The sequence below is a fragment of the Mycobacterium sp. GA-1285 genome (assembly GCF_001499905.1).
In the GTDB taxonomy this organism is placed as follows: Bacteria; Actinomycetota; Actinomycetes; order Mycobacteriales; family Mycobacteriaceae; genus Mycobacterium.
In genome coordinates this window covers 134,692-160,854 of the sequence record NZ_LQIS01000023.1, presented here as the reverse complement: position 1 = coordinate 160,854, position 26,163 = coordinate 134,692, and the positions used below count along the sequence as shown (strand labels likewise).

Here is a 26,163-nt window from a genome sequence, read left to right as displayed (position 1 = left end):
CTCAACCGTAGCGGGCTAGCGGAAGTCGCGAGATTTGGAGGTAACCGCCAACGTGAGCTTGCCCATCCGCTCGGCGACGACGGTGACGGCCCCGGTGGCGTTCTGCACCTGACCGCGGATCAGCAGTGCCGGAGCCGTCTGCGCCAACTTGCGATGCCGCGCCCACACCCCGCGCGAGCAGATGACGTTGACCATTCCGGTCTCGTCCTCGAGGTTGAGGAACGTCGCCCCTTGCGCGGTCGCCGGCCGCTGCCGGTGTGTCACCGCCCCGGCCACCAGCACGCGGGTGCCGTCCGGCACGTCGAGCAGGCGGCTCGCCGGGATGACCCCGAGGGCGTCGAGATCCTCACGGAGGAACTGCGTCGGATAGCTGTCGGGTGAGACGCCGGTGGCCCACACGTCGGCGGCGGCGAGCTCGAGGTCCGTCATACCCGGCAGTGAGGGAATGTGCGACGAGGCGCCCACTCCCGGCAGTCGGTCAGGTCGTTGGCCGGCGGCCGCGCCCGCCGCCCACAACCCTTCGCGCCGGGTGATGCCGAAGCAACCCAGCGCCCCCGCGGTGGCCAGCGCCTCGGTCTGCGGCACCGACAGCTGCACCCGCTGCGTCAGATCCAGCAGAGAAGTGAACGCGCCGTTGGCATTTCGCTCCTCGACGACCTGCTCGGCCAGTTCGTCGCCGATGTGCCGGACAGCCCCCAGGCCCAGCCGCACCTCGGTACCCGCGTTTTCCAGGGTCGCGTGCGCCAGGCTGGCGTTGACGTCCGGCCCGTGCACGGTGACGCCGTGTCTACGGGCGTCGGCCACCAGGGTCTGCGGTGAGTAGAAGCCCATCGGCTGCGCCCGCAGCAGCGCGGCGCAGAACGCGGCGGGGTGATGCAATTTGAACCACGAGGAGTAGAACACCAGTGACGCGAAGCTCAACGAATGACTTTCGGGGAAACCGAAATTCGCGAAAGCCTCCAGTTTCTCGTAGATGCGGTCGGCGACTTCGCCGGTGATGCCGTGACGCTGGCGCATACCGTCGTAGAACCTGCCCCGCAGCCGGTGCATCCGTTCGGTCGACCGCTTGGATCCCATCGCGCGGCGAAGCTGGTCGGCTTCGGCGGCGGAGAATCCGGCGCAGTCCACCGCGAGCTGCATGAGCTGTTCCTGAAACAGCGGCACGCCCAGCGTCTTGTGCAACGCCGGCTCCATCGACGGGTGGTCGTAGGTGACGGGTTCTTCTCCGTTGCGCCGCTTGATGTATGGATGCACCGACCCGCCCTGGATGGGGCCGGGCCGGATGAGTGCCACCTCGACGACCAGGTCGTAGAACACGCGGGGCTTGAGCCGCGGCAGGGTGGCCATCTGGGCGCGCGACTCCACCTGGAACACCCCGACGGAGTCGGCTTTCTGCAGCATCTCGTACACGGCGGGCTCGGACAGGTCCAGTTTCGCCAGGTCAACGTCGATACCCTTGTGTTCGCGCACCAGGTCGATGCAGTAGTGCAGCGCCGAGAGCATGCCGAGACCGAGCATGTCGAACTTCACCAAACCGATTGCCGCGCAATCGTCTTTGTCCCACTGCAGCACGCTGCGGTTCTCCATGCGGGCCCATTCGACCGGGCACACGTCGGCGATGGGCCGATCGCAGATGACCATCCCGCCGGAGTGGATGCCCATGTGCCGGGGCAGGTTGGAGATCTGCTTGGCCAGGTCGACCACCGGCTCGGGGATATCCTCGGTGTGCGGGGCGTCGGCGAGGTTGCCCCACTGGCCGAGTTGTTTGCTCCAGGCGTCCTGCTGACCTTGCGAGAAGCCCAGCGCGCGAGCCATATCGCGCACCGCGCTGCGGCCGCGGTAGGTGATGACGTTGGCGACCTGCGCGGCGTAGTCGCGGCCGTAGCGGTCGTAGACGTATTGAATCGCCTTCTCCCGCAGGTCCGATTCAATGTCGATGTCGATGTCCGGTGGGCCGTCGCGCGCCGGGGACAGGAACCGTTCGAACAGCAACTCATTGGCGACCGGGTCCACGTTGGTGACACCGAGCGCGTAGCAGACCGCGGAATTGGCGGCCGATCCCCTGCCCTGGGCCAGGATGCCGTTCTCCTTGCAGAACCGGGTGATGTCGTGGACCACCAGAAAGTAGCCCGGGAAGGTCAGCTGCTCGATGACTTTCAGCTCGTGTTCGATCTGCGCGTATGCCTGGGGCGCCCGCTGCGGCGGCCCGTACCGTCGGCCTGCGCCCTCCATCACCAGATGGCGCAGCCAGCTGTCCTCGGTGTGGCCGCCGGGGACGTCGAACGGCGGCAACTGCGGTGCGATCAGCGCGAGCCCGAACGCGCACTGCTCGGCGAGATCGGCCGCGGCGGTCACCACCTCGGGCCGGTCGGCGAACAGTCGGGCCATCTCGACGCCTGACCGCAGATGCGAACCACCCAACGGGGCCAGGTAACCGGCGGCGTCGTCCATCGAGTGCCGGGCGCGGATCGCCCCCATCGCCATGGCCAGCCGGCCCCGTGACGGTTCGGCGAAATGCGCGGCGGTGGTCGCGACCACGCCCAGACCGAACCGGGGTGCCAGCTCGGCCAGGGCGGCGTTGCGTTCGTCGTCGCAGGGGTGTCCGTGGTGGGTGAGTTCGACGCTGACCCGGTCGCGGCCGAAGCGGTCGACCAGATCAGCGAGCGCATGACCGGCCGCCTCGGGTCCGCCTTTGGAAAGTGCCTGTCGGACATGGCCTTTGCGGCAGCCGGTGAGGATGTGCCAGTGCCCACCGGCCGCCTCGGTCAACGCGTCGTAGTCGTAGTGCAGCTTGCCCTTCTCGCCGCCGGCCAAATGAGCCTTGGCGAGTTCGCGGGACAGCCGCCGGTAGCCCTCGGGGCCGCGCGCCAGCACCAGCAGATGCGGGCCGGGTGGGTCGGGGTCTTCGGTCCGGTCACCGCCGCCGAGGGACAGCTCGGCGCCGAACACCGTCGACATCTCCAGTTCCTTGGCGGCCTCGGCGAAGCGCACCACTCCGTAGAGCCCGTCGTGGTCGGTCAGCGCGATCGCGCGCAGATCCAGTCGGACCGCTTCCTCGACCAGTTCCTCCGGGGTGCTGGCGCCGTCGAGGAAGCTGTAGGCCGAATGCGCGTGCAGTTCGGCGTACGGAACCGTCGACGTCGGCCGCTCGACGTCGAGAGGTTGGTACTCGCCGCGCTTGCTGGACCAGGCGGGGCTGTCGCCGCCGTCGCCGATCTGCTCGTCGATCGGCCAAGCACCGGCGCGGCGCGGTTTGCCGTTCAGCACCCGCTCCATTTCCGCCCAGCTCGGCGGCCCGGTATGCCAGCCCATACCTGCAGTGTATCGAACTTGTGTTCGAAAGCTCATGATGCCGGAAACTCGCCAAAAGGCTATCCTGGGCGCCACGCAAGCGTCCAACCTCAAGTACCTGTGCCGAACTCACCATCTCTTCAAGATGCCCTCGGCTGGCGCGACCGACAACATCCCGACGGCAGTGTCGACTGGGCCTAACCTGCCGGGCAAGAGCACACGACCGATCCAGGCAGCTGGCTGCTGTTCCCGTCGCTGTGCCGACCTACAGCGCCCGCAATCGTCGACCCCGAGGTCGACCTCTTCGATGACGCGGTTCGGAGCTTGATGATGCTGCCCCGCAAGCGAACTCGCGAATAGAATCGCGCCGAAGCAATCGAAGCGGAGCGTCAGCCCAACCAGCTCCTGCTCGACAATTCCGCCGTATGGGAATGTAAAGGAGCGGTTTCCCGCTCACGCCGCAAGCGTCAATCGATGAAAACCCGCCTCCGTTCTGATTCGGTCCTATCTCGAGGCGACGACGAAGTCGCCACGCGTTGACGCGCCGGATGCGGAGGAACAATGCTTCGCGGCTTTCGAGATCATCGAGTGCGCAGTGATTCTGTCGGCCCCTTTCCTACCGCTTTGGCAGCGCGCCCCAATACAAGGCTTTGTTAAATGTGCTCCCTGACCGGCGGCAATGCAGTTAGCATCCGCGCGATAGCGTTACCAAAGCCCGACGTCCGCTGAGCAGCGGAGGAGCGAAGGCATGGCAAAAGTGAAGTCTTCACCTGACCCGATGGCCGGCGATGTCGATGAGGGCTACGGCAAGGTCGCTGACGCATTTCGCCGCAATCTCAGCGATGGAAGAGAGATCGGTGCCGCCGTCGCGTCTTATCGGGACGGCCGCAAGGTCGTCGATCTGTGGGGTGGCTACCGGAACGGAATCACTCGAGCGCCGTGGGAGCACGACACCGTCGTGATCGTGTTCTCGACGACCAAAGGGGTCGCCGCCTTGACGATGGCGCTGGCTGTCTCACGGGGTTATCTGTCGTATGACGCGCGAGTGGCGGAGTATTGGCCGGAGTTCGCCCAGAGCGGCAAGGAATCTGTCACGGTGCGACAACTGCTTTCCTATCAAGCAGGGCTGGCGGTGATCCGCGCGCCGTTGACGCTCGACGATTACACCGTTCCTGCCAAGATATCGGCGACGCTGGCTGCGCAGGCACCTGCCTGGCCTCCGGGGACCCGACGCGGCTATCACCCGTGGGGACTAGGACCGTATCTGAGTGAACTGATGCGGCGCACCGATCCCGCGGGACGGACGCTCGGCCAGTTTTTCACCGAGGAGGTAGCCCAACCGCTCGGATTAGATTTCTACATCGGGCTTCCATCATCTTTCGACCGCGGCCGCGTGGCGCACGTACACGGATGGTCCGCCGCCCAGATGTTGTTCCACCTCCACACGTTGCCCGCACGCTTTGCGCTCGCAATGATGAACCCGCGCAGCCTGACTGCACGCTCCAGCAAGCCGCCGGGCGTCAAGGGCTTCGATTTCAACCGGGAAGACCTGCGTACCGGGGAGATGCCCGCAGGGAACGGCCATGGAACAGCGCGTTCGATTGCACGGCTGTACGGCGACGCCGCCGCTGGCGGTTCTGGAATTGGATTATCATCAACGACTCTCGACGCTTTGAAAGCGTCCGCGGTGCCACCGACACACGGCTTGCGCGACAAACTATTACACGTGGATACGTGTTGGTCGCTTGGCTTCCTGAAGCCAGCGCGCCTCTGCGTCTTCGGCTCGACCGACCACGCATTCGGTACAGCCGGAGCGGGCGGCTCGTTCGGTTTCGCAGACCCAGACACCGGCACCGGCTTCGCCTACGTGACCAACAAGTTGGGTTTCCATTTGGTCAGCGATCCGAGAGAACTCGCCCTTCGGCAAGCGCTGTTTCGCGACGTGCTCGGGGCAAGGCCTCAGATGTGAAAGTCAAGCCAACCGGGTGAGTGAGGGCCGCGGTCGCCTCCAACCGTCTTAGCCAGTGACTACGAAGAGCCGCCACTCACCGGGCACGCCTTTCAGTTGATGGGTGTCGTGTTCCCGAACTCCAGCCCCCGATATCATGACCGCGCACCTCGCACTCACCTGTATGCAACCCTGCGCGTACTTCGATGCCTAATGCCGCGTACCGCGTATCTGAGAACATCGCCCGGGCGTCTAGGGCAGGTCGTCGGGGCCGAGCTGGTCGCGCGGCACCACCACCATCGGCACGTCGAGCACCCGCAACATCTTGGCCGCCTTCGATCCGAGGAACAGCCGTCGTGGCGCACTGAGCCGGCTCGACCCGACCATGATCAGGTCACCGTCCTGCCAGTCCAGTTTGCCTACCGCCTCCTCGATCGTGCGACCTTCCACGATCATCGAGGTCACCGGAAAGTCCTGCGGGAGCTCGGATTTCGCCATCTCATGGACGTGGCGCGCATGGGCACGCGCCCGCTCCCGTAACGCTTCACCGTCTCCACGGAGCGTACTGAACGTCGGGTCCAGGGCCACCAGGGACACCAGACGCAGCGGCATCCCCGCCGCCCGGCTGTACCGAACGGCCATGTCCAACAACACATCTGCGCCTTCGCGCTCGCCGATCGCACACGTCGCTTCGCGGGCGCGGTCGACAGGTGAATTCCTCGTACCCCGGGGCGCCACGGCGACCGGCAACGGAGCCGAGTGCAACAGGCCGTTGACCGTCGAACCCAGCGAGTAGCTGCCCACCAGGCCACCGGATCCACCGACGACGATCATGTCCGCCTCGACGCGCGCCGCTTCCTGGATCAGCCCGTCAGCGGGCGAGTCGTCGATGCGGACGTGACTGCGCACGACGATGTCGTCTGGCACCAACGCGCGAGCCTGTTCCAACCACTGTTCTGCCTGCGCGACGAGGTACTTCTCGAAATCTCCCACCGGCTTGATCGATGGCACCACCCGGTCCGGCGGCAGCACCATGCACACGTCGAGGTCGGCGCCGAGCGTTCGGGCGAACCGCACACCGAGCGCCAGCGCATCCGCGCCACCGGGAGTGGCCAGATATCCGACGACGAGCCTCATGGTCGATCATCCTTTCAATCTGAAGCAGCGGACGCCCGCGGATCGACCAATTGTGCGTCAGTCGCGATACTCGGCGGCGCCGTCCTCGAGAACGAGGCGCGAGTTCGAGCCGTCGGGTTCGGCCGCCTCCGTTCGGAACACCGCCCGGCCCGCCTCGGTCCGCCAGATCGACGTGGTCAGCGTCTCCCCCGGAAACACCGGCGACGTGAACCGGGCGTCGATGGCGCTGACCTTAGTTGCGTCGCCGCCACCGAGTTCGGCGACAAGCGCGCGACCTGCCACCCCGTAGCTGCACAGCCCGTGCAGGATCGGCTTCGGGAAGCCGGCGAGTTCCCGCGCGAACCACGGATCGCTGTGCAACGGGTTGCGGTCACCCGACAACCGGTAGATCAACGCTTGGTCTTCACGCGTGGGCAAGGCGATTCGGGCGTCCGGTTCCCGGTCGGGGATTTCCGGAGCGGGCGGCCGCTGCCCCGGTTGCCCGCCGAAGCCGCCCTCCCCGCGGATGACCGCGGTGGTGAAGGTCTCGGCGACGACATTCGACGTGTCGGGGTCGGTACCCGTCGCCTTGAGCATGACGATCGCGTTCTTGCCCTCACCCTTGTCCTGGATGTCGGCGACCTCGGCCACCACGCTGAGCTTGCCGGCCGGTTTCAGCGGTTCATACAACCGGATCCCCTGCGAACCGTGTAGCAGCATCGCGAAGTTGAACGAACCGATCAGGGCCGCCGCCGCGAACGGCAGGCAGGCGATCACCGCGTAGGTCGGCAGCACCTGTTGCTCGATGCCGTGGCTGTTCTCCGTGGTGAACGCCAGATCGGCGGTGCCCGCGCCGACGCCCAGCGCGTACAGCAGCGTGTCGCGGTCGGTCCACTCGAACAGTTGCGGGTCCGTCTTGGCGCCTATGGCGTTGGGGTCGAGAGGCATACCTCGAACGATATCGGCATTGACGCCTTGGCCGTGGAGGTCCACGATGGCTCGCATGCGCTATGTCGTTACCGGCGGTACCGGGTTCATCGGCCGGCGGGTGGTGACGCGGTTGTTGGCCCGAAGCAGCGATGCCGAGGTGCACGTGCTGGTGCGACGGAGCTCGTTGCCCCGGTTCGAGCGACTGGCCGCCACCTGGGGAGAGCGGGCGAAACCGCTGGTCGGCGACCTTTGCGAACCGCAACTGGGGCTGAAGCCGGACGACCTCGGGGTCGTCGACCACGTCGTGCACTGCGGCGCCGTCTACGACATCACCGCCTCCGACGCCGACCAGCGTGCCGCCAACGTCGAGGGGACCCGCGCGGTCGTCGACCTGGCGCTGCGGCTCGGCGCGACACTGCACCACGTGTCCTCGATCGCCGTGGCCGGCGCCTTCCGCGGCGAGTTCACCGAGGACGACTTCGACGTCGACCAAGTACTCCCGACGCCGTATCACCGCACCAAGTTCGAGGCCGAACAACTGATACGCACGACGCCGGGGTTGCGGTACCGGGTGTACCGGCCCGCCGTCGTCGTCGGCGATTCGCGCACCGGCGAGATGGAGAAGGTCCACGGCCCCTACTACTTCTTCCCGATCCTCGCGAAGTTGGCCACGTTGCCCTCGATCACGCCGATGGCCCTGCCCGACACGGGCCGCACCAACCTCGTCCCGGTCGATTATGTGGCCGACGCGCTCGTCGCCCTGATGCACCTGCCTGACCGTGACGGTGAGACGTTCCACTTGACCGCACCGAAAACGATTGGGCTGCGCGGCATCTACCGCTCCGTCGCCAAGACCGCCGGACTTCCGCCGCTTCGCGCGTCCCTCCCACGCTCCACCGCGACGCCTTTGCTGAGAGCCACGGGCCGCGTGAAGGCGGTGCGCAATATGGTGGCCACTCAACTCGGGCTGCCCGCCGAGATTCTCGACGTAATCGACCTGATGCCGACCTTCACCGCCGAACGAACCTCAGAAGCGTTGCGCGACAACGAAATCGCGGTCCCGGATTTCGCCGACTACGCCCCGGCGCTGTGGCGCTATTGGGCCGAACACCTCGACCCCGACCGCGCACGGCGCGACGATCCGGCCGGTCCGCTGGTCGGCAGGCACGTCATCGTCACCGGCGCTTCGAGCGGGATCGGGCGGGCTTCGGCGATCGCGATCGCCGAACGCGGCGCGACCGTGTTCGCGTTGGCGCGCAACGCCGATGCTCTCGACGAAGTGGTCGCCGAGATCAGGACCAAGGGCGGTCAAGCCCACGCGTTCACCTGTGACATCACCGACTCGTCATCGGTCGAGAGCACCGTCAAGGACATCCTCGGCCGCTTCGACCACGTCGACTATCTGGTGAACAACGCCGGCCGCTCGATTCGCCGCTCGGTCACGGCCTCCACCGACCGTCTGCACGACTACGAACGCGTGATGGCTGTCAACTACTTCGGCGCGGTGCGGATGGTGCTTGCGCTGCTACCGCACTGGCGGGAACGGCGGTTCGGTCACGTGGTCAACGTGTCGAGCGCCGGCGTGCAGGCGCGCAATCCGAAGTACAGCTCGTACCTTCCGACGAAGGCCGCGCTCGACGCGTTCGCCGACGTGGTCGCGACCGAGACGCTCTCCGACCACATCACGTTCACCACCATCCACATGCCGCTGGTGCGCACGCCGATGATCGTGCCGTCGCGCCGGCTCAACCCGGTCCCCGCGATCAGCGCCGACCATGCCGCGGCAATGGTGGTGCGCGGCCTCATCGACAAGCCGGTCAGGATCGACACGCCGCTGGGCACGCTGGCCGACTTCGGCAACTACTTCACGCCGAAGCTCTCGCGCCGGATCCTGCACCAGCTCTACCTCGGGTATCCGGATTCTGCAGCTGCCCGCGGCGTGCCGACGCGCCCGTCGACCGCGCGGACGCCGCGACGCCCGAAGAAGCCCACGCGGCCGATACGTGTCCCGCGGCCGGTCAAGTCCGCGGTGCGCCTGGTACCAGGTGTGCACTGGTAACTAACGTTGGCGAGGTGAGCCAGCCCGTCTTCGTCGACGTCGACACCGGCGTCGACGACGCGATGGCGTTGGCCTACCTGTTCGCCAGCGACGACGCCGAGGTGGTCGGTATCGCATCGACGGCGGGAAACGTTCCGGTGCAACAGGTTTGCCGCAACAATCTCGGTCTGCTGGACCTGTGCCGGATGCCGGACATCCCCGTGTCGAAAGGGTCCGAGCAGCCCGTCAGCTCACCGTTGCGCACGGCGGAGGACACCCACGGTCCCGAAGGGATGGGGTATGCACAGCTGCCGGCCTCCGAGCGCCGGCTCACCGAGTACGGCGCCGCGGAGGCGTGGGTGCGCGCCGCTCACGCACATCCGGGTGATCTGGTCGCGATCGCCGTCGGCCCGCTGACCAACCTGGCGCTGGCGCTGCGCGCGGAACCGGCTCTCCCGACACTTCTGCGTCGGCTGGTGATCATGGGTGGCGCGTTCGACTACCGCGGTAACACGACCCCCGTCGCCGAGTGGAACATCAGCGTGGACCCGGAAGCCGCCGCCGAGGTGTTCACCAAGTGGACAGGCGCGTGGGAGGCCGAGAAGCCCGCTCACCTTCCAATTGTGTTGGGGCTGAACCTGACCGAACACATCGCGATGACGCCTGCCCTGTTGAACCGGCTCGCGGAGGAAGCCGGCGCGACGACGGTGGCGATGAGCGTGTCCGATGATCGTGGCACCCGGTCGGCATCGGACAATGCGCTCCTCGCGGTGCTCGAGGACGCGATGCGGTTCTACTTCGAGTTCCATTTCGACCAGGGCGAGGGGTATCTGGCACATCTGCACGACCCGTTGGCCGCGGCGGTGGCGCTGGACCCCGGCCTGGTCACGTACCGGCCGACCACCGTCGACGTCGAGTTGACCGGCACACTGACGCGCGGCATGACCATCGCGGACTGGAGCAACCGATGGGGCCGGGAGCCCAACGCGCTCATCGGAGTCGACGTCGATCCGGGCGCGTTCTTCGACCGGTTCATCGCGCGCGTCGGTGCGTTCGCCGCAAAGCTCAGCTGACGAACACCGACACCACGACGGCCAGGAACAGCAGCAGGAAGATCGCGATCGCGATGACGCTTACGACGGCCGTCGGCGTCCACCGGTGCCGCGGCCGCGATTCCACCGCACCCACGCCCGAGGTCTGATCGGAGTCGGGCGGTGTCGAGCCGGGCGGCACGCCGCCGCCGGGCTCGAGGTCCGGCGTATCGGACGGATCGGGGTCTGGCGGTATGGCGGTCATCGGTCTGCGGATACCCCTTCAAGCGATCGTCATTCATAAATCCCTTCGACGTACCACCGCCGCTGCCGGTAACACAGCAGCAGGGCCTGCCCCGGGCGGGTGTCGCGCGAGGAACCACCGTCGAGCAGCACCTGTGCGCGGGCGGTGCGGCCGGCCGTGTGACCTTCCGGATCCCACCACCGCTCGTCGACCGGCCAGGGTCCCGCCCACCAGGCCAACCTGCCCGCCGTGACGGCCTTGCCCGGCGCGTCCAACCGCACGGGGTCGGCGGAGAACAGGCCGCGGGCGGTCACCCGCACCGGACGATCGTCGGCGTCGAACAACTCGACCGGATCGTCGAGCAGCACGGTCGGCGACGGTTCGGGCAGCCGGCCGGGCCACGGCTGACGGGGATCGGCGCGCGGCACCGCCTCATCCCCCAGCGGTGTGAGCGTGATGCGTTCGGTGGGGCCCCGGCCACCGCTGAGCACCGGCACCTGCACCGCCTCCGGTCCGAGCAGACCCTGCACGCGCACCAGTGCGCGGCGGGCGCGCAGCCGATTCTCTTCACCCACCCCACCCCACAGCGGCAGCTGCAGCGCCTCGGCCGACACCACCTCCACCGGGCGCAACCGAATCACCGTGATGGGCGCGGTGGGCCGGTCGTCGGGGTTGCGCCTGTTCAGCCAGCCGTCGAGCTGCCAGCGCACCCGGTCGGCGGTGGCGTCCTCGGTCAGCGGTTCGGCGCAACGCCAAACCCGTTCCAGCTCTTCACCGTTGGCGGTGCGGGCATGGATGGCCAGCCGGGTGCAGCCCACTCCGGACGCGGCCAGGGTGCGGTGCAGGTCGGCGGCCAGCGACCGTCCGGCGAAAGCGGCGGCGTCCACCCGGTCGATCGGCGGATCACAGTCCATGACGGCGTCGAGTTCGGGCTCGGGATCCCGCCCGGACGGACCACGGGTGGGCTCGCCTCGGGCGAACTGGTGCGCGGCCACCGCGTCGGCCCCGAACCGCGAGGCCACATCGCTGCGGGACAGCGCAGCGAACTGTCCGATGTTGCGAATCCCCATGCGCCACAGCAGGTCTGCCAGGTCTTCCCGACCGGGTGCGGCCAGGCTGGGCTCGGTGGCCAATTGGCGGATCGACAGCGCTGACAGGAACAGCGCGTCCTGTCCGGGCTCGACGATCCGTCCCGCCCGCGCGGCGAAGACCGCAGTGGGCAACTGGTCGGCGACCCCCACCTGACATTCGGCGCCGGCGGCGGCCACCGCGTCGACCAAGCGCTCCGCGGCGGCTTGTTCGGATCCGAAGTAGCGGGCCGCGCCCCGCACCGGCAACACCAGCAGGCCCGGCCGCAGCACCTCGGCACGCGGCACCAAGTCATCCACCGCGATCGTGACGTTTTCGAAATGGCGGGCATCGCGCGCCGGATCGGCGGCGACCACATGCAATTCCGGGCACCGCGCTTGTGCTTCCCGACGACGCAACCCGCGTCGCACTCCCGCCGATCGGGCCGATGCCGAACAGGCGACGACCCGGTTGGCCAGCGTCACCGCGACCGGGGCGGTCGGGGGCAGGCAGGCCGCGGCAGCCGCGGCGACGGCCGGCCAGTCCATACACCAGATGGCGAGAACGCGCGCCACTCATCCGCCTACCGCGCGGATGGACCGCCCCCTGGCCCGGGTGGCCAACCGCACTCGGCGGATGCGGCCGAATCCCGGACGTCCCTGCCCCGTGATCTCGTAGCCGCACACCGAGGCCTTCAACCGGGCCGATGCACCCTGCCAGTCGCCACCGACGACCAGCAGCGTGCAACCCTTCTGGCGGGCCCGGGCCACCACCGCCCGCGCGCGAGTGGCCGGGACCGACCGCCCACCCAGGCCGAGCACCACCAGATCCATCCCGTCCATCAGCACGGCGGCGACCTCGACCGGATCGGAGCCTGGTTCGGGGATGACCGCGATCCGGCTCAGGTCGGCGCCCATCTCCACGGCCGCCAGCAGGCCGACATCGGGTTGACCCACGATCGCGGCGTGCCCACCCTCCGCAGTCACCGCCGCGACCATGCTCAGCGGCAGCGACCGGGCACCCGAGACCACCGCCACCGTCCCGCGCGGCAACGGCGCGGACAGGACTCCGTCCAGCGATTCGGGCACCGGCAGCAAAGTTTCCGATTCCGGAAGCGGCTCGCTCGTCGGCGCCGCCCCCCGACGGCTATCGCCCACTTTGCTGGATACCGCCGCAATCTTGCGTCGCAGGTGTTCCACCTGTTCAGCACGGGTAAGCTGACGCCGATCCAGGCTCACGGCGGCTGTCACAACAGCACCTCCCGCATCATCCGACCCAGTAGTTTTTCGAACACTTGTTCGATACCTCGAGTAAACACCCGCCCCCCGACAGCGTCAAGCGGGTTCCGTCGGTCAGAAGAGGTTGACGACGCGTTTATCCCGCCATTGCGAATTGTTGACATTGACAAATGTCGCCAATTGGTGTTGCACTTGAGCGGTGCTCAACGAAGAGCCCTCTTGCCTCCGCAGCCTTCGGCGCGGCTCCTGGTATGGCGGCTTACAACGTGAGCAAGTCGGGTGTGCTGTCGTGGAAGCAGGCAGGATTTCGCCCAAGTCCACCCAGCTGGCAGATCGCTTGATGCGTTGGACCGGTTTCTCCCCGCAGCGTGCGGCCCGCACTTGCCTTGACACTCTCGACCGAGGCGGCCTCTATTGCATGCCACAACCCGACGCTCGGATCGGCTGGGGCATAAAACATTTCACCCCGACGGTGTACACCCGCGCCGCCGGGCTGACCAAACGTGTCACAACTTAGGAGGATCCGATGGCCCCCCAGACCAAAATCGACATGGATGCGATGCTGGCCAAGATCAAGGACCGCCAGTGGGCTTTGGCCGACATCGACTGGGACGCACCGGGGGCCGAACTCATCACCGATGAGCAGCGGCCGCAGTTGAAAGCCTTCATGGCCGACCTGTGCTGGATCGAGAACATCGGCGCGCGCGGTTTCGCCGCGCTGGCCAAGAAAGCACCGACACCGACGATCGCCGAGATCTACCGGTACTTCCACGCCGAGGAACAGCGGCACGCCAATGCCGAACTGGCGCTCATGAACCGGTGGGGCATGCTGGAGGACGGCGAAGTCCCCGAACCCAATGTCAACATCCGGCTGGCCATCGACTGGTTGGATCGCTGGGCCGACGACATGCCGCTGTCGCTGCTGGGCACGGTCATCCCCATGCTCGAGGTCGCCCTCGACGGGGCGCTGCTCAAATTCCTACTGGACGAGGTGCACGACCCCGTCTGCCACAAGGTATTCGAGAAGATCAACAACGACGAGTCCCGCCACCTCGTGGTCGACTTCGAGGTGCTGGACATGATCGGGCACGCCAAGATCCGGCGCCTGCTCATCGACTTCGTGGGTCACAACGCGACGCCCGGTCTCATCATCGGCGCGATCACGGGCGCCCCGCTGATCAACAGGATCCGCAATGAGATCACCGCGATGGGCATGGAACCCGAGCGGCTCTACCGAGCCGTGAAGCGATTCAAGGAACTCGGCGACCGAGGCGGCCACACGAAACGCGTGCCGACCTATCTGTTCCTGCGGCGTTACGCCGGCGTCGTCACCAACCCGCGCCACCCTTACCACCTGCTCGCCAACTCCATGGTGTGGCTCTCCGACCGGTATCCCCGGGCGCTGTTGCCGTCGGTGCCGAGTTGGGTCAAAGAAGTGACTCATGAGCCCGCGGCATAAGGAGCGTTCCGTGCAGACCCACGACACGCTGATCGTCGGCGCCGGCTTCACCGGCATCGGTGCTGCCATCAAACTGACCGAGGCCGGCGTCGACGACGTGATCATCCTGGAGCGCAGCGACCGCGTCGGAGGCACCTGGCGCGACAACACGTATCCCGGTGTGACGTGCGACATTCCGTCGCTGCTGTACTCCTTCTCGTTCGTGAAGAACCCGAACTGGTCGCGGTCCTACTCCCCCGGCGACGAGATTCGCAGGCACATCGAGCAACTGGTCGACGACTTCGACCTACGCCGGCGCATCCGCTTCGGGATGGACGTCAACGGCTTGCATTTCGACGCAGGCGAAGGCACCTGGACCGTGAAGACCAAGGGCGGCAAGCGTTTCGCGGCACGAACCGTGGTGCTGGCTTCGGGGCCGCTGCCCGATCACCGATGGCCCGACGTCCGCGGTCTCGACACCTACCAGGGACACAAGATCCACAGCGCGCGCTGGGATCACGACTATGACTTCACCGGCAAGCGGGTGGCCGTCATCGGCACCGGGGCCAGCGCCGTGCAGATCGTGCCCGAACTGGTGAAGCAGGCCGAGTTCGTCAAGGTGTTCCAGCGCACGCCCGGCTGGGTGATGCCGCGGCTGGACATCGGCACCCCGGCGGCCGCCAAGGCGCTGTTCGCAAAAGTACCTGTCGCACAGGACATCGCACGCCAGGCGCTGTTCTGGGGCCACGAGCTCACCGCGACCGCCCTGGTGTGGGACACCCCGCTCACCGGGCTGGTGGCGCAGCTGGGCAAGGCGCATCTGCGGCTGCAGGTCAAGGACCCGTGGCTGCGCCGCCAGCTCACTCCCGACTTCACCCCCGGTTGCAAACGGATGTTGATGTCCAGCGACTACTACCCCGCGCTGCAACGCGACAACTGCAAGCTCATCGACTGGCCGATCGCCACCATGAGCCCGGTCGGCATCCGGACCAGCGACGGCGTGGAGCACCACCTCGACTGCGTGGTGTTCGCCACCGGCTACGACGTCCATCTGACCGGTCCGCCGTACCCGGTCACCGGAATCGGCGGGCGCTCATTGAGCCATGAGTGGGCGGCCGGAGCGCAGGCGTACAAGAGCGTCAACGCCCACGGCTATCCGAACCTGTTCTTCATGACCGGACCAAACTCGGGCCCCGGGCACAACTCGCTCCTGGTGTACGTCGAGGGCCAACTCGACTACACGGTACGAGTGATCACGACAATCTTCGATGAGAACCTGCGCTACCTCGACGTGCGCCGCGACATCCAGCAGCGCTACAACGAACGCCTGCAGAAACGCCTGACCAGGACCACCTGGATGTCGGGCTGCACCAGCTGGTATCTCACCCCCGACGGGTTCAACGCGTCGATGTACCCGGGTTTCGCCACCCAGTATCTTCGACAGATGCGGGACTTCCGGCTCGACGACTACGTCGCGGTGACGCGAGACGCTCACCTGTCCGCGGTGACGACGTCGGCATGAGATGACGTCACGGGATCCGCGGCCGGCGGGGCCGATGTCAGCAATTCTCAACGGGCTCCGTCGGGCACCCAAACGGGTGCGCCGCGGATCGCGTGACGTGGTGGAGACGGCGGTGTCGCAGCTCTTCCACGCCGCCGTCCAACCCCACGGCGTGGGCGAGTCCGGCGAGTACCGCACCGAGGAACTCGCACGGCTGGCAGGCACCACCACCCGCAACATCCGGGTTTACCGAGACCGCGGCCTGTTGCACCCGCCGCTGCGCGTGGGCCGGGTCGCGCTGTTCAACGACACGCACCTGACGCGGCTGCGGCTGATCACCTCACTGCTCGACCGCGGCTACAACATCGCCCACGTGCACGAGATGCTGTCGGCCTGGGAAGAGGGCAAGGACGTCGGCGACCTGTTGGGGCTCGAGTCGGCGATCGCCGGGACCTGGGCGACCGAAAAACCCGAACGCATGAGCGTTGCCGACGCCAAGCGGCTCGTGGACGACGCCCCGGGCTTCGACCGCATGGTCGATCTCGGCTTGATCAGACTCGAGGACGGCGAGGCCGTGATCGTGCGGCCCAAGCTTCTCGAGGCGTTCAACGACATCCGCCAGTTCGGGGTGGCCACCGACAAGCTGATCGACCTGCATGTCCGGATCGCCCCGCTCATCGATCAGATCAGCGGGATGCTCGTACAGGCCGGGGTCGACGAGGTGCTGCACCGGATCAATCCGGGTGCCCCGCTGCCGCCGGACACCGAGATCGCCGAGCTGATCACGATGCTGGTGCGGTTCCGCACCCAGGCGGTCTCAGCGGTGTCGGCGACCCTGGCGTTCTCCATCGAGTCGACGATCGAGTCGGTGGTGGGTCAGATCCTCGGTGACATCATCGAACGAGCACCCGGCGACGACGGGGCCGAGGCTTGACTACTCCCACTCGATGGTGCCGGGCGGCTTACTCGTCAAGTCCAGCACCACCCGGTTGACCTCCGCCACCTCGTTGGTGATGCGGGTCGAGATGCGTTCGAGGACTTCGTACGGTACGCGCGTCCAGTCGGCGGTCATCGCGTCCTCGCTGGAAACCGGGCGCAGCACGATCGGGTGTCCGTAGGTCCGGCCGTCACCCTGCACCCCCACCGAGCGGATGTCGGCGAGCAGGACGACCGGGCACTGCCAGATCTGGTTGTCGAGCCCGGCGGAGGTCAGTTCCTCACGGGCGATCGCATCGGCGCGACGCAGCGTCTCCAACCGTGCGGCAGTGACCTCGCCGATGATCCGGATAGCCAGACCGGGACCCGGAAACGGTTGGCGGGCAACGATTTCCTCGGGCAGACCGAGCTCGCGACCCACCGCCCGGACCTCGTCTTTGAACAACAACCTCAGTGGCTCCACCAGTGTGAACTTCAGGTCGTCAGGCAGGCCTCCGACGTTGTGGTGGCTCTTGATGTTCGCGGTGCCCGACCCTCCGCCGGACTCGACGACGTCGGGATAGAGAGTGCCCTGCACGAGGAATTCGATCGCGGAGCCGCTGTCGCCGACGATGTCGACCACCGCGCCGTCGAATGCACGGATGAACTCCCGTCCGATGATCTTGCGTTTGCCTTCGGGATTCGTCACGCCCGACAACGCCTCGAGGAACCGGTCGGCGACGTCGACGGTGACCAGGTTGGCGTGCGTGGCGGCGACGAAGTCGCGCTGCACCTGGGCCCGCTCCCCCGCCCGCAGCAGGCCGTGATCGACGAATACACACGTCAACCGGTCCCCGATAGCCCGTTGCACGAGCGCGGCGGCGACCGCGGAGTCGACGCCACCCGACAGTCCGCAGATGGCCCGCCCCTCACCGATCTGCTCGCGCACCTGCTCGACGAGCGCGTCGGCGATGTTGGCCGGTGTCCAGGTCGAGTCGATCCCGGCGAACTCGTGCAGGAAGCGGCTCAGCACCTGCTGACCGTGCGGGGTGTGCATCACCTCCGGGTGGTACTGCACGCCTGCCAGTCGCCGGTCGCGATGCTCGAACGCCGCGACCGGCGCACCGCTGCTGGCGGCCACCACCTCGAAGCCGGCCGGCGCCTCGGTGACCGCGTCGCCGTGGCTCATCCACACCGGCTGAGTGGATGGCAGGTCCGAATGTAGTTCTCCGCCAGTGACTTTCAGCTCCGTGCGACCGTATTCACGCGTTCCGGTCCGCGCGACGGTACCGCCGAGCACCTGCGCCATCGCCTGAAAGCCGTAGCAGATCCCGAACACCGGTACGTCGAGGTCGAACAGTTCCGGGTTCAGTTGCGGTGCGCCGTCCTCGTAGACACTCGCCGGCCCCCCGGAGAGCACGATCGCCTGAGGGTCGCGCGCCTTGATCTCCTCGACACTGGCGGTGTGCGGGATCACCTCGGAATACACCCGCGCCTCGCGGACCCGTCGGGCGATCAGCTGCGCATACTGCGCTCCGAAGTCGACAACCAGTACGGGTCGGGGCGATCCTGATGTCACCCGGTCAGTCTAGTTGGCCGCGACGACGTCAGACGTGCAGCGCGGTGAAGGGCTCAAACGGCAAGTTGCGCAGCACGAACCACGCCACGGTCAGTACCACCGCCACCGGGGCCGACCACCGCAGATGCTGCCAACTGCGCGCCCGCCTGCCTACAACGGACCCGTAGACCCAGGTCCCGTACGCCCACAGCAGCAAGGCCAACGCGAGCACGCCGAGCGCGTTGAACCGGACTGCTGCGGGAACGTCGAGATGCAGCAGGGAGTAGACCATCCGCAAGCTCCCGCACCCCGGGCAGTCGATGCCGAGCAGCGCCTTGGTCGGGCACACCGGCAGTATCCCGCCGGGCACGGTGGGGTCGGCCAGCCAGATGGCCGCGCACCCGCCCACCGCGGCGGTGGCGACCGCCAACGGCGCGACGAGCGAGCGCACGTAGGTCACATGTATGCCAGTCCGCCGCCCGCCACGCCGACGATCAGGTAGATGACGATGACGATCGCGCCGGCGATCGCGCCCCAGATCGCCCACTTCTTCGCATCGTCGGACGCCTTCTGCGCCTGCGCGTACTGGCCCTGCCCCCACAGGCCGGACACCCTGCTGGCGTTGATGATCGACACGATGCCGAATGGCAGGCAGCACAACACCGTAACGAGGATGCCCCATACGAGATTGCTGTCGGGCTGCTGTGCTGGGTAACCACCGGGTGGTGGACCATAACCCTGCGGCGGTGGTGGCGGATATTGAGGCGGATAGGTCATGGGGTCCCTTTTTCTCGAGTAGCACCCTGTCGAACCGACAAGCTCGCTCAATATAAGGCAATCGTTTGCTGAGTGCGTCGATTTCAAATCGCTGCAGTAAGTTCGGCTCGTAGGCATGTCTGCGCGTCATAACGGGAATGGGTGATAGGTGCCTGAAACCGGAAGACTGGGCCTGCCCGCTGGGATCCGCGCCGCGCTGTTCGACCTCGATGGCGTGTTGACCGACACCGCAATCGTGCACAAGAAAGCATGGAAGGCGATGTTCGACGACTTCCTGCGGGACCGCGCCGAGCGGACCGGTGATCAGTTCAACCCGTTCGACATCGACGCCGACTATCTGACGTTCGTGGACGGGAAGAAGCGCGAGGACGGGGTGCGGTCGTTTCTGTCCAGTCGAGGCATCGAGTTGCCCGAAGGCGATCCCGACGACCGGCCACCGCACGAGACGGTTCACGGCCTGGGCAACGCGAAGAACGACCTGTTCCAGGAGATCCTGCGAACCGACGGCGTCGAGGTGTTCGAAGGTTCACGCCGTTACCTGGAGGCGGTCGCGGCCGCCGGCCTCGGGATAGCGGTGGTGTCCTCCAGCGCCAATACGCGTGACATCCTCGAGTTGACCGGACTGGCGAGGTTCGTCCAACAACGGGTCGACGGTGTCGTGTTGCGCGAGGAGAACATCGCGGGAAAACCCGCGCCCGACTCGTTTCTGCGCGCGGCCGAGCTTCTCGGCGTGGAACCCGAACAGGGCGCCGTGTTCGAAGACGCACTCTCCGGGGTGGCGGCGGGACGGGCCGGAGGATTCGGCGTGGTGGTCGGCGTCGATCGGGTCGGCCACGCAGAAGCGTTGCGGCGCAACGGCGCTGACATCGTGGTGTCCGATCTCGCGGAGCTGCTCACATGACCCTGCATGACGACATCTACCCCGTCGAACCGTGGCAGGTCCGCGAGCGATCACTGGACCTCGAGGTTCTCGCTCAGTCGGAGTCGTTGTTCGCGCTGTCGAACGGCCACATCGGCATGCGTGGGAATCTCGACGAAGGCGAACCGCACGCTTTCCCTGGCACCTACCTCAATTCGTTCTACGAGGTTCGCCCGCTTCCGTACGCCGAGGCGGGATACGGCTGGCCCGAGGACGGGCAGACAGTCGTCAACGTCACCAACGGCAAGTTGATGCGCCTGCTGGTCGACGACGAACCTTTCGACGTGCGTTACGGGGAACTGCTCGACCACGAACGCATCCTGGATTTTCGGGCGGGCACCCTCAAGCGCACCGCGTGCTGGCGTTCCCCGGCAGGCAAGAAGATCAAGGTCGCTTCCACGCGGATCGTTTCCCTCACGCAGCGCAGTGTCGCCGCCATCGAGTACATCGTCGAGCCGTTTGACGAATTCGCCCGTGTCACGGTGCAATCGGAGCTGGTGGCCAACGAGGAGTTGCCGCCGTCGACCAAGGACCCGCGGGTATCGGCGGTGCTGGAAAGACCGTTGGAGCCGGTGCAACACGAACACTCCGAACACGGCGCGATCCTGCTGCACCGCACCCGCGCAAGCAACCTGATGATGGCCGCGGCCATGGACCACGACATCGAGGTTCCCGGTCGTGTCGAGGTGGACACCGGCGCGGGACACGACTGGGCCAACACGACGGTCATCTGCGGTCTTCGCCCCGGACAGCGGCTCCGCATCGTCAAATACCTCGCCTACGGATGGTCCAGTCTGCGGTCGCGACCGGCACTGCGCGACCAGGCGGCGGCGGCGCTCAGCAGCGCGCGCTACACCGGCTGGCAGGGGTTGCTGGACGCCCAGCGGGCCTACCTCGACGACTTCTGGGACGGTGCGGACGTCGAGGTGGAGGGCGACCCAGATTGTCAGCAGGCGGTACGGTTCGCCCTCTTCCACATCCTGCAGGCCAGCGCACGCGCCGAGCGCCGTGCGATTCCCGGCAAGGGCCTGACCGGAACCGGCTATGACGGCCATGCCTTCTGGGACACCGAGGGTTTCGTGCTGCCGGTACTGACCTACACCCATCCCTCGGCGGCGGCCGACGCATTGCGTTGGCGCGCCTCGATCCTGCCGCTGGCCAAGGAACGGGCGAGGCTGCTGGATCTCGACGGCGCCGCATACCCGTGGCGCACCATCCGCGGCGAGGAGTGCTCGGCTTACTGGCCGGCGGGCACCGCGGCCTTCCACGTCAGCGCCGCCATCGCCATGGCGTTCGAGCGCTACCGCATTGTCACAGGCGACCATTCGCTGGAAGCGGAGTGCGGGCTCAATGTTCTCATCGAAACCGCGCGGTTGTGGGCGTCGCTCGGTCATCACGATCGTCACGGGGTGTGGCACGTCGACGGGGTGACAGGACCCGACGAGTACACAGCGATCGTGCGCGACAACGTGTTCACCAATCTGATGGCTGCGGCCAATCTTCGGGCAGCCGCCGACGCATGTGCGCGCAACGTCGACGCCGCCCAGGCGGCCGGCGTCACCACCGAGGAGATGGCCGCGTGGCGCCACGCCGCCGACGCCGTTCACATTCCGTTCGACGAGGAGCTGGGTGTGCATCCGCAGTGCGAGGGTTTCACGACGCTGCGCGAGTGGGACTTCACCGCCAACACGATCTACCCACTGCTGATGCACGAACCGTACGTCCGGCTCTACCCGGCCCAGGTGATCAAACAGGCGGACCTGGTATTGGCGATGCACTGGCAGGGGCATGCGTTCACCGCAGAACAAAAGGCCCGCAACGTCGACTACTACGAACGGCGCACCACTCGGGATTCGTCGCTGTCGGCGTGTACACAGGCGGTGATGTGCGCAGACGTCGGTCATCTCGAACTCGCCCATGACTACGCCTACGAGGCGGCGATGATCGACCTGCGCGATCTCCACCACAACACCCGCGACGGCCTGCACATGGCATCGCTCGGCGGCGCGTGGGCCGCGATGGTGGCGGGATTCGGCGGATTACGTGACGACGAAGGAATACTCGAACTCAACCCGCGACTGCCCGACGGGATCTCCCGACTCCGATTCCGGTTGCGCTGGAGGAAGTTTCGCCTCACCGTCGATGCCGACCGCGACGAGGTCACCTATACGCTGCGCGACGGCCCGGAGGGTGAGCTGCTGATCCGCCACGGCGGCGAGGATCTCCAACTGAAATCCCGGCAGCCCACGACCGTGCCGGTTCACCATTGCCGGCCGCTGCTGCCGACACCCCAGCAGCCGCCCGGGCGGGAGCCGTTGCGCCGGCACCAGATCTAGCCGCTGTTGTTATGCCATCTGTTTGTGACCAGGCAGACCGCCGGTCGCCTCGAACACCACGCGTTTGCCGATCTCGACGGCGTGGTCGGCGAACCGTTCGTAGTAGCGGCCGAGCAGCGCGACGTCGACGGCCGAACACACTCCGTCCTGCCACTTGTGGTCGATCAGCAGCGTGAACAGGTGCCGGTGCTCGGCGTCGACGGCGTCGTCCTCGTCGCGCAGCCGCGCGGCCTTGTCGGGATCACGCGACAGCAGCACCTCCTGTGCCGTCTTCGCGAGCTGGATTGCGCGCGCACCCATCTCGGCGAAGCTCGCCCGTACGTCGGTCGGCAGCGCGCAGTCCGGGTGGCGCAACCGCGAGATGCCCGCGACGTGTGCCGCCAACGCGCCCATCCGGTCGATGTCGGCGGCGATGTGGATGGACCCGACCACCGTGCGCAGGTCACTGGCAACCGGTTGCTGCAGCGCCAGGATCCGCAACGCCGCCTCCTCGACCCGCCGGTTCAGCGCGATGATGTGCTCGTGGTCGGCGATCACCTGCTCCGCGAGGGAAAGGTCCGCGTCGAGCAGGGCCTGCGTGGCGCGCTCCAGCGCGGTGACCGCCAGCCCGCACATCTCGCCGAGCTGGGCACTCAGTGCGGCCAGTTGCTCCTGATACGCGGTTCGCATCGGCTAACCCGTCGAGCTGACCGGTTCGATCGGCAACCAGCGCAGCGCCGCCGGTGCATGATTCGGAACGACCGGGTTCCGGGGTGGAACGGGTGCCAACCGGCGGTAGGGCTGGCTCTGCTCCGGCCGCAAGTCCTGCTCACCCTTGTTCGGCCACAGCGACGCCGCGCGCTCGGCCTGCGCTGTGATCGAAAGCGACGGATTCACACCGAGATTCGCCGAGATCGCGGCACCGTCGTGCACCGAGAGCGTCGGATAGCCGTACACCCGGTGATACGGGTCGATGACGCCGTGCTGCGCGTCGTCGCCGATGGCGGCGCCGCCGAGGAAGTGCGCGGTGAGGGGGATGTTGAACAACTCGCCCCAGGTGCCGCCCGCGACGCCGTCGATCTTCTCGGCGATCCGGCGGGTGACCCGATTGCCGACCGGGATCCACGTGGGGTTGGGTGCCCCGTGGCCCTGCCTGCTCAGGTAGCGCCTGATCCCGAACTTGTTGCGCTTGGTGAACGTGGTGATCGAATTGTCCAGGTGCTGCATGACCAGCGCGATCAATGTCCGTTCGCTCCACCGCCGTACGTTGAGCAGCCGGATCGTGCCGCGGGGATCCTTGCGGGCGTTGACGAACAGCTGTTTCCACCGCGGCGTGTCGGTGCCTTCGGGGCCGTCGCCGTCGGTCATCAACGTCTGCAACAGACCCATGGCGTTGGAGCCCTTGCCGTAACGCACGGGCTCGATGTGGGTGTCCGGGGTCGGGTGCATCGACGAGGTGATCGCCACGCCGCGCGTCAGGTCGAGGTCGTCGGACACCTTGAATCGCCCTGCGCCGACGATGGATTCGGAGTTGGTGCGGGTCAACACGCCCAGCCTGTCCGACAGCCGCGGCAGCTTGCCCTTGTCGCGCATCTTGAACAGCAACCGCTGCGTGCCCCAGGTGCCGGCCGCCAGCACCACATGCGACGCGGTGAAGGTGCGCTTCTGCCTGCGAAGCCAGCGACCGGTACGCACGGTGTGCACGTCCCACAGTCCGTCCGTGCGCTGCTCGAAGCCGGTGACCGTGGTCATCGGGTGGATCATGGTCCCGAACTTCTCGGCCAGGTACAGGTAATTCTTGACCAGCGTGTTCTTGGCGTTGTGGCGGCAGCCGGTCATGCATTCGCCGACCTCGATACATCCCCTGCGCGCGGGTCCAGCGCCGCCGAAGTAGGGGTCGGGCACGGTTTCGCCGGGCGCCTTGGTGCCGTCCGGGCCGAAGAACACACCCACGGGCGTCGGCACGAACGTGTCGCCCACACCCATTTCCTCGGCGACCTCTTTGACGACCCGGTCGGCATCGGTGAACGTCGGGTTGGTGACGACGCCGAGCATGCGCTGCGCCTGGTCGTAATGCGGCATGAGCTCCGCGCGCCAGTCGGTGATGTTCTTCCACTGCGGGTCGTTGAAGAACGGATCCGGCGGCACATAGAGCGTGTTGGCGTAGTTCAGAGAGCCGCCGCCCACACCTGCGCCGGCCAGGATCATCACGTTGCGCAGCAGGTGGATCCGCTGAATGCCGTACATGCCGAATTGTGGGGCCCACAGGAACTTGCGCAGATTCCACGAGGTCTTGGCGAAGTCCTCGTCGGCAAAGCGCCTACCGGCTTCGAGCACGCCGACGCGATACCCCTTCTCGGTGAGCCGCAGCGCCGTGACGCTGCCGCCGAACCCCGAACCGATCACCAGAACGTCGTAGTCAGGTTCCATCAGTCCAGTATGACGTTACCGAGGGGTAGCTACCTAGCCGATCAGATCGCGACGGCGGTGCCACAGACACCGCAGACCTCGAACTGGCGACGGTTCCAGCGCGCCACCGGGACGAAGAACAGCGAGAACTGCTTGAACTCGCGGATCCGTGACCACTGCGTGGTGTTGTGGCAGCGCGGGCAGGTCCGGACCTCTCCCGCACCGAGGTGCTTCTGCTTGGTGCCGTAGCTGAAGAGGAAGAAGAACACCGCATCCAGCGTAGGCGAAACTCAACTCCCGACGGTCAGGCCGACCTTCTGGAACTCCTTGAGGTCGCAGTAGCCGGCCTTGGCCATAGAGCGCCGCAGGCCGCCGACCAGGTTCAGCGAACCGAAGGGATCGTCCGACGGGCCGGTCAGCACTTGCTGCAGCGACGGACGCTCACCGACTGCGACCTGAAGGAGCGCACCGCGCGGCAGCGACGGATGCGCGGCGGCGGCGGGCCAGTACCAACCCGCGCCCAGCGCTTCGGCCGAGGACGCCAGCGGCGTTCCCAACACCACCGCATCGGCGCCGCAGGCGATGGCTTTCGCCAGATCACCGGAGGTGTGCATGTCGCCGTCGGCCAGGACGTGCACGTAGCGCCCGCCGGTTTCGTCGAGGTACTCGCGGCGGGCGGCCGCCGCATCGGCGATCGCGGTGGCCATCGGCACGCTGATCCCCAGCACCTCGTCGCTGGTGGTGACACCGCTGGTCGATCCGTAGCCGACGATGACACCGGCCGCACCGGTCCGCATCAGGTGCAGCGCGGTTCGGTGGTCGAGGACGCCGCCCGCGACCACCGGCACGTCGAGTTCGGAGATGAAGGTCTTCAGGTTCAGCGGCTCCCCGTTGGAGGCGACCCGCTCGGCGGAGATGATGGTGCCCTGGATGACCAACAGGTCGATTCCCGCCGCGAGCAGTGTCGGCGTCAGCGCGCGCGCGTTCTGGGGGCTCACCCGCACCGCCGTCGTCACCCCGGCATCGCGGATCCGCGTGACCGCGGCGCCCAGCAGATCCGGGTCCAGCGGAGCGGCGTGCAACTGCTGCAGCAGCCGGACGGCCGCCGAAGGATCGGGTTCTTTGTCAGCGGCTTCGACGACCTGGGCGATGGTGGCCTCCACGTCGGCATGCCGGCCGATCAGGCCTTCGCCGTTGAGCACGGCCAGACCGCCGAGGCGGCCCATCTCGATGGCGAATTCCGGCGATACCAGCGCGTCGGTGGGATGGGCGACCACCGGGATCTCGAATCGGTAGGCGTCCAGCTGCCAGGCCGTCGAAACATCCTGCGACGACCGGGTGCGCCGCGACGGCACGATGTTGACGTCATCGAGTTCGTAGGTGCGGCGGGCGATTCTGCCCATGCCGAGCTCAACCATGTCTCGCAT

General features: G+C 67.0%; 21 protein-coding genes and 2 pseudogenes. 9 read left to right on the top strand and 14 right to left on the bottom strand.

Annotation, left to right across the window (positions count from 1 at the left end; translation table 11 throughout):
- Positions 1-15: 15 nt before the first annotated feature.
- Positions 16-3,312: an error-prone DNA polymerase gene (locus AU193_RS14495; protein ID WP_064423047.1), complete on the bottom strand. Its 3,297-nt coding sequence runs from the start codon at positions 3,310-3,312 to the stop codon at positions 16-18.
- Positions 3,313-4,039: 727 nt separating this feature from the next.
- On the opposite strand from AU193_RS14495, the gene AU193_RS14490 reads away from it, so the two are divergent.
- Positions 4,040-5,260: a serine hydrolase domain-containing protein gene (locus AU193_RS14490; protein ID WP_064423046.1), complete on the top strand. Its 1,221-nt coding sequence runs from the start codon at positions 4,040-4,042 to the stop codon at positions 5,258-5,260.
- A 48-nt stretch (positions 5,261-5,308) separates the two neighbouring features.
- Here AU193_RS14490 and AU193_RS23610 read toward each other — a convergent pair.
- From AU193_RS23610 to AU193_RS14480, 3 genes and pseudogenes are all read right to left on the bottom strand, one after another.
- Positions 5,309-5,456, bottom strand: a pseudogene (locus AU193_RS23610) (hydrolase); the annotation flags it as partial.
- A 35-nt stretch (positions 5,457-5,491) separates the two neighbouring features.
- A complete protein-coding gene (locus AU193_RS14485; protein WP_064423045.1) occupies positions 5,492-6,376 on the bottom strand; it encodes a universal stress protein in 885 nt (294 codons plus the stop codon).
- A gap of 57 nt (positions 6,377-6,433) precedes the next feature.
- Positions 6,434-7,303 carry a MaoC family dehydratase gene (locus AU193_RS14480; RefSeq protein ID WP_064423159.1) on the bottom strand — a complete coding sequence of 290 codons (870 nt, stop codon included), beginning with the start codon at positions 7,301-7,303 and terminating at the stop codon, positions 6,434-6,436.
- Positions 7,304-7,358: 55 nt separating this feature from the next.
- Here AU193_RS14480 and AU193_RS14475 point away from each other — a divergent pair, with 55 nt between their 5' ends.
- Both AU193_RS14475 and AU193_RS14470 read left to right on the top strand, forming a co-directional pair.
- Positions 7,359-9,344: an SDR family oxidoreductase gene (locus tag AU193_RS14475; RefSeq protein WP_172798307.1), complete on the top strand. Its 1,986-nt coding sequence runs from the start codon at positions 7,359-7,361 to the stop codon at positions 9,342-9,344.
- 14 nt (positions 9,345-9,358) lie between these two features.
- A complete protein-coding gene (locus AU193_RS14470) occupies positions 9,359-10,396 on the top strand; it encodes a nucleoside hydrolase (RefSeq protein WP_064423043.1) in 1,038 nt (345 codons plus the stop codon).
- On the opposite strand, the gene AU193_RS14465 is transcribed toward AU193_RS14470, so the two are convergent.
- From AU193_RS14465 to AU193_RS14455, 3 genes are read right to left on the bottom strand one after another with little or no spacing between them, the layout of a single operon-like run.
- Positions 10,389-10,619, bottom strand: a complete 231-nt coding sequence (locus tag AU193_RS14465; protein ID WP_064423042.1) for a DUF6480 family protein — start codon at positions 10,617-10,619, stop codon at positions 10,389-10,391. The genes AU193_RS14470 and AU193_RS14465 overlap by 8 nt on opposite strands.
- Positions 10,620-10,648: 29 nt before the next feature.
- Positions 10,649-12,214 (bottom strand): DNA polymerase Y family protein, encoded by a 1,566-nt coding sequence (locus tag AU193_RS14460; RefSeq protein WP_064423158.1) that lies wholly within the window; start codon positions 12,212-12,214, stop codon positions 10,649-10,651.
- A gap of 27 nt (positions 12,215-12,241) precedes the next feature.
- The gene (locus AU193_RS14455) at positions 12,242-12,916 is read right to left on the bottom strand and encodes a hypothetical protein (protein ID WP_064423041.1); all 675 of its coding nucleotides are present in this window, start codon (positions 12,914-12,916) and stop codon (positions 12,242-12,244) included.
- Between the two features lie 209 nt (positions 12,917-13,125).
- On the opposite strand from AU193_RS14455, the pseudogene AU193_RS23605 reads away from it, so the two are divergent.
- From AU193_RS23605 to AU193_RS14440, 4 genes and pseudogenes are all read left to right on the top strand, one after another.
- A pseudogene (locus AU193_RS23605) lies at positions 13,126-13,421 on the top strand (short-chain dehydrogenase); the annotation flags it as partial.
- A 9-nt stretch (positions 13,422-13,430) separates the two neighbouring features.
- Positions 13,431-14,363: a hypothetical protein gene (locus AU193_RS14450; protein ID WP_064423040.1), complete on the top strand. Its 933-nt coding sequence runs from the start codon at positions 13,431-13,433 to the stop codon at positions 14,361-14,363.
- Positions 14,347-15,864 (top strand): NAD(P)/FAD-dependent oxidoreductase, encoded by a 1,518-nt coding sequence (locus tag AU193_RS14445; RefSeq protein WP_064423039.1) that lies wholly within the window; start codon positions 14,347-14,349, stop codon positions 15,862-15,864. The genes AU193_RS14450 and AU193_RS14445 overlap by 17 nt, the downstream gene beginning before the upstream one ends.
- Positions 15,865-15,898: 34 nt before the next feature.
- On the top strand, positions 15,899-16,777 hold the full coding sequence (locus AU193_RS14440) for a MerR family transcriptional regulator (RefSeq protein ID WP_253867826.1): 879 nt from the start codon (positions 15,899-15,901) through the stop codon (positions 16,775-16,777).
- On the opposite strand, the gene guaA is transcribed toward AU193_RS14440, so the two are convergent.
- Genes guaA through AU193_RS14425 form a run of 3 tightly spaced genes read right to left on the bottom strand, consistent with a single transcriptional unit; the run spans position 16,778 to position 19,093 of the window.
- Positions 16,778-18,337 (bottom strand): glutamine-hydrolyzing GMP synthase, encoded by a 1,560-nt coding sequence (gene guaA / locus AU193_RS14435; protein ID WP_064423037.1) that lies wholly within the window; start codon positions 18,335-18,337, stop codon positions 16,778-16,780.
- A gap of 28 nt (positions 18,338-18,365) precedes the next feature.
- Positions 18,366-18,776, bottom strand: coding sequence for a DUF2752 domain-containing protein (locus tag AU193_RS14430; protein ID WP_064423036.1), 411 nt, complete (start codon positions 18,774-18,776; stop codon positions 18,366-18,368).
- Complete coding sequence (locus AU193_RS14425; RefSeq protein ID WP_064423035.1) at positions 18,773-19,093, bottom strand: CD225/dispanin family protein; 321 nt, start codon at positions 19,091-19,093, stop codon at positions 18,773-18,775. Before AU193_RS14425 ends, AU193_RS14430 begins: the two co-directional genes overlap by 4 nt.
- 148 nt (positions 19,094-19,241) lie before the next feature.
- Here AU193_RS14425 and AU193_RS14420 point away from each other — a divergent pair, with 148 nt between their 5' ends.
- A complete protein-coding gene (locus AU193_RS14420; protein WP_172798306.1) occupies positions 19,242-19,994 on the top strand; it encodes a beta-phosphoglucomutase family hydrolase in 753 nt (250 codons plus the stop codon).
- Complete coding sequence (locus tag AU193_RS14415) at positions 19,991-22,348, top strand: glycoside hydrolase family 65 protein (protein WP_064423034.1); 2,358 nt, start codon at positions 19,991-19,993, stop codon at positions 22,346-22,348. The genes AU193_RS14420 and AU193_RS14415 overlap by 4 nt, the downstream gene beginning before the upstream one ends.
- Positions 22,349-22,357: 9 nt before the next feature.
- Here the strand turns inward: AU193_RS14415 and phoU are convergent, their stop codons facing one another.
- The 4 genes from phoU to AU193_RS14395 are packed head-to-tail and all read right to left on the bottom strand — an operon-like array spanning position 22,358 to position 26,154.
- On the bottom strand, positions 22,358-23,017 hold the full coding sequence (gene phoU, locus AU193_RS14410) for a phosphate signaling complex protein PhoU (protein WP_064423033.1): 660 nt from the start codon (positions 23,015-23,017) through the stop codon (positions 22,358-22,360).
- A gap of 3 nt (positions 23,018-23,020) precedes the next feature.
- Complete coding sequence (locus tag AU193_RS14405) at positions 23,021-24,757, bottom strand: GMC oxidoreductase (RefSeq protein WP_064423032.1); 1,737 nt, start codon at positions 24,755-24,757, stop codon at positions 23,021-23,023.
- 41 nt (positions 24,758-24,798) lie between these two features.
- Positions 24,799-25,005, bottom strand: coding sequence for a zinc-ribbon domain-containing protein (locus tag AU193_RS14400; RefSeq protein ID WP_064423031.1), 207 nt, complete (start codon positions 25,003-25,005; stop codon positions 24,799-24,801).
- A 21-nt stretch (positions 25,006-25,026) separates the two neighbouring features.
- Positions 25,027-26,154 carry a GuaB3 family IMP dehydrogenase-related protein gene (locus tag AU193_RS14395; protein WP_172798313.1) on the bottom strand — a complete coding sequence of 376 codons (1,128 nt, stop codon included), beginning with the start codon at positions 26,152-26,154 and terminating at the stop codon, positions 25,027-25,029.
- Positions 26,155-26,163 lie beyond the last annotated feature (9 nt).

What these genes read in the sequence shown, in the direction of transcription:
- AU193_RS14495 (WP_064423047.1), bottom strand. Translation starts at nt 3,312, where the DNA reads ATGGGCTGGCATACCGGGCCGCCGAGCTGGGCGGAAATGGAGCGGGTG.
- AU193_RS14490 (WP_064423046.1), top strand. Translation starts at nt 4,040, where the DNA reads ATGGCAAAAGTGAAGTCTTCACCTGACCCGATGGCCGGCGATGTCGAT.
- AU193_RS14485 (WP_064423045.1), bottom strand. Translation starts at nt 6,376, where the DNA reads ATGAGGCTCGTCGTCGGATATCTGGCCACTCCCGGTGGCGCGGATGCG.
- AU193_RS14480 (WP_064423159.1), bottom strand. Translation starts at nt 7,303, where the DNA reads ATGCCTCTCGACCCCAACGCCATAGGCGCCAAGACGGACCCGCAACTG.
- AU193_RS14475 (WP_172798307.1), top strand. Translation starts at nt 7,359, where the DNA reads ATGCGCTATGTCGTTACCGGCGGTACCGGGTTCATCGGCCGGCGGGTG.
- AU193_RS14465 (WP_064423042.1), bottom strand. Translation starts at nt 10,619, where the DNA reads ATGACCGCCATACCGCCAGACCCCGATCCGTCCGATACGCCGGACCTC.
- AU193_RS14460 (WP_064423158.1), bottom strand. Translation starts at nt 12,214, where the DNA reads ATGGACTGGCCGGCCGTCGCCGCGGCTGCCGCGGCCTGCCTGCCCCCG.
- AU193_RS14450 (WP_064423040.1), top strand. Translation starts at nt 13,431, where the DNA reads ATGGCCCCCCAGACCAAAATCGACATGGATGCGATGCTGGCCAAGATC.
- AU193_RS14445 (WP_064423039.1), top strand. Translation starts at nt 14,347, where the DNA reads ATGAGCCCGCGGCATAAGGAGCGTTCCGTGCAGACCCACGACACGCTG.
- AU193_RS14440 (WP_253867826.1), top strand. Translation starts at nt 15,899, where the DNA reads ATGTCAGCAATTCTCAACGGGCTCCGTCGGGCACCCAAACGGGTGCGC.
- AU193_RS14425 (WP_064423035.1), bottom strand. Translation starts at nt 19,093, where the DNA reads ATGACCTATCCGCCTCAATATCCGCCACCACCGCCGCAGGGTTATGGT.
- AU193_RS14415 (WP_064423034.1), top strand. Translation starts at nt 19,991, where the DNA reads ATGACCCTGCATGACGACATCTACCCCGTCGAACCGTGGCAGGTCCGC.
- phoU (WP_064423033.1), bottom strand. Translation starts at nt 23,017, where the DNA reads ATGCGAACCGCGTATCAGGAGCAACTGGCCGCACTGAGTGCCCAGCTC.
- AU193_RS14405 (WP_064423032.1), bottom strand. Translation starts at nt 24,757, where the DNA reads ATGGAACCTGACTACGACGTTCTGGTGATCGGTTCGGGGTTCGGCGGC.
- AU193_RS14395 (WP_172798313.1), bottom strand. Translation starts at nt 26,154, where the DNA reads ATGGTTGAGCTCGGCATGGGCAGAATCGCCCGCCGCACCTACGAACTC.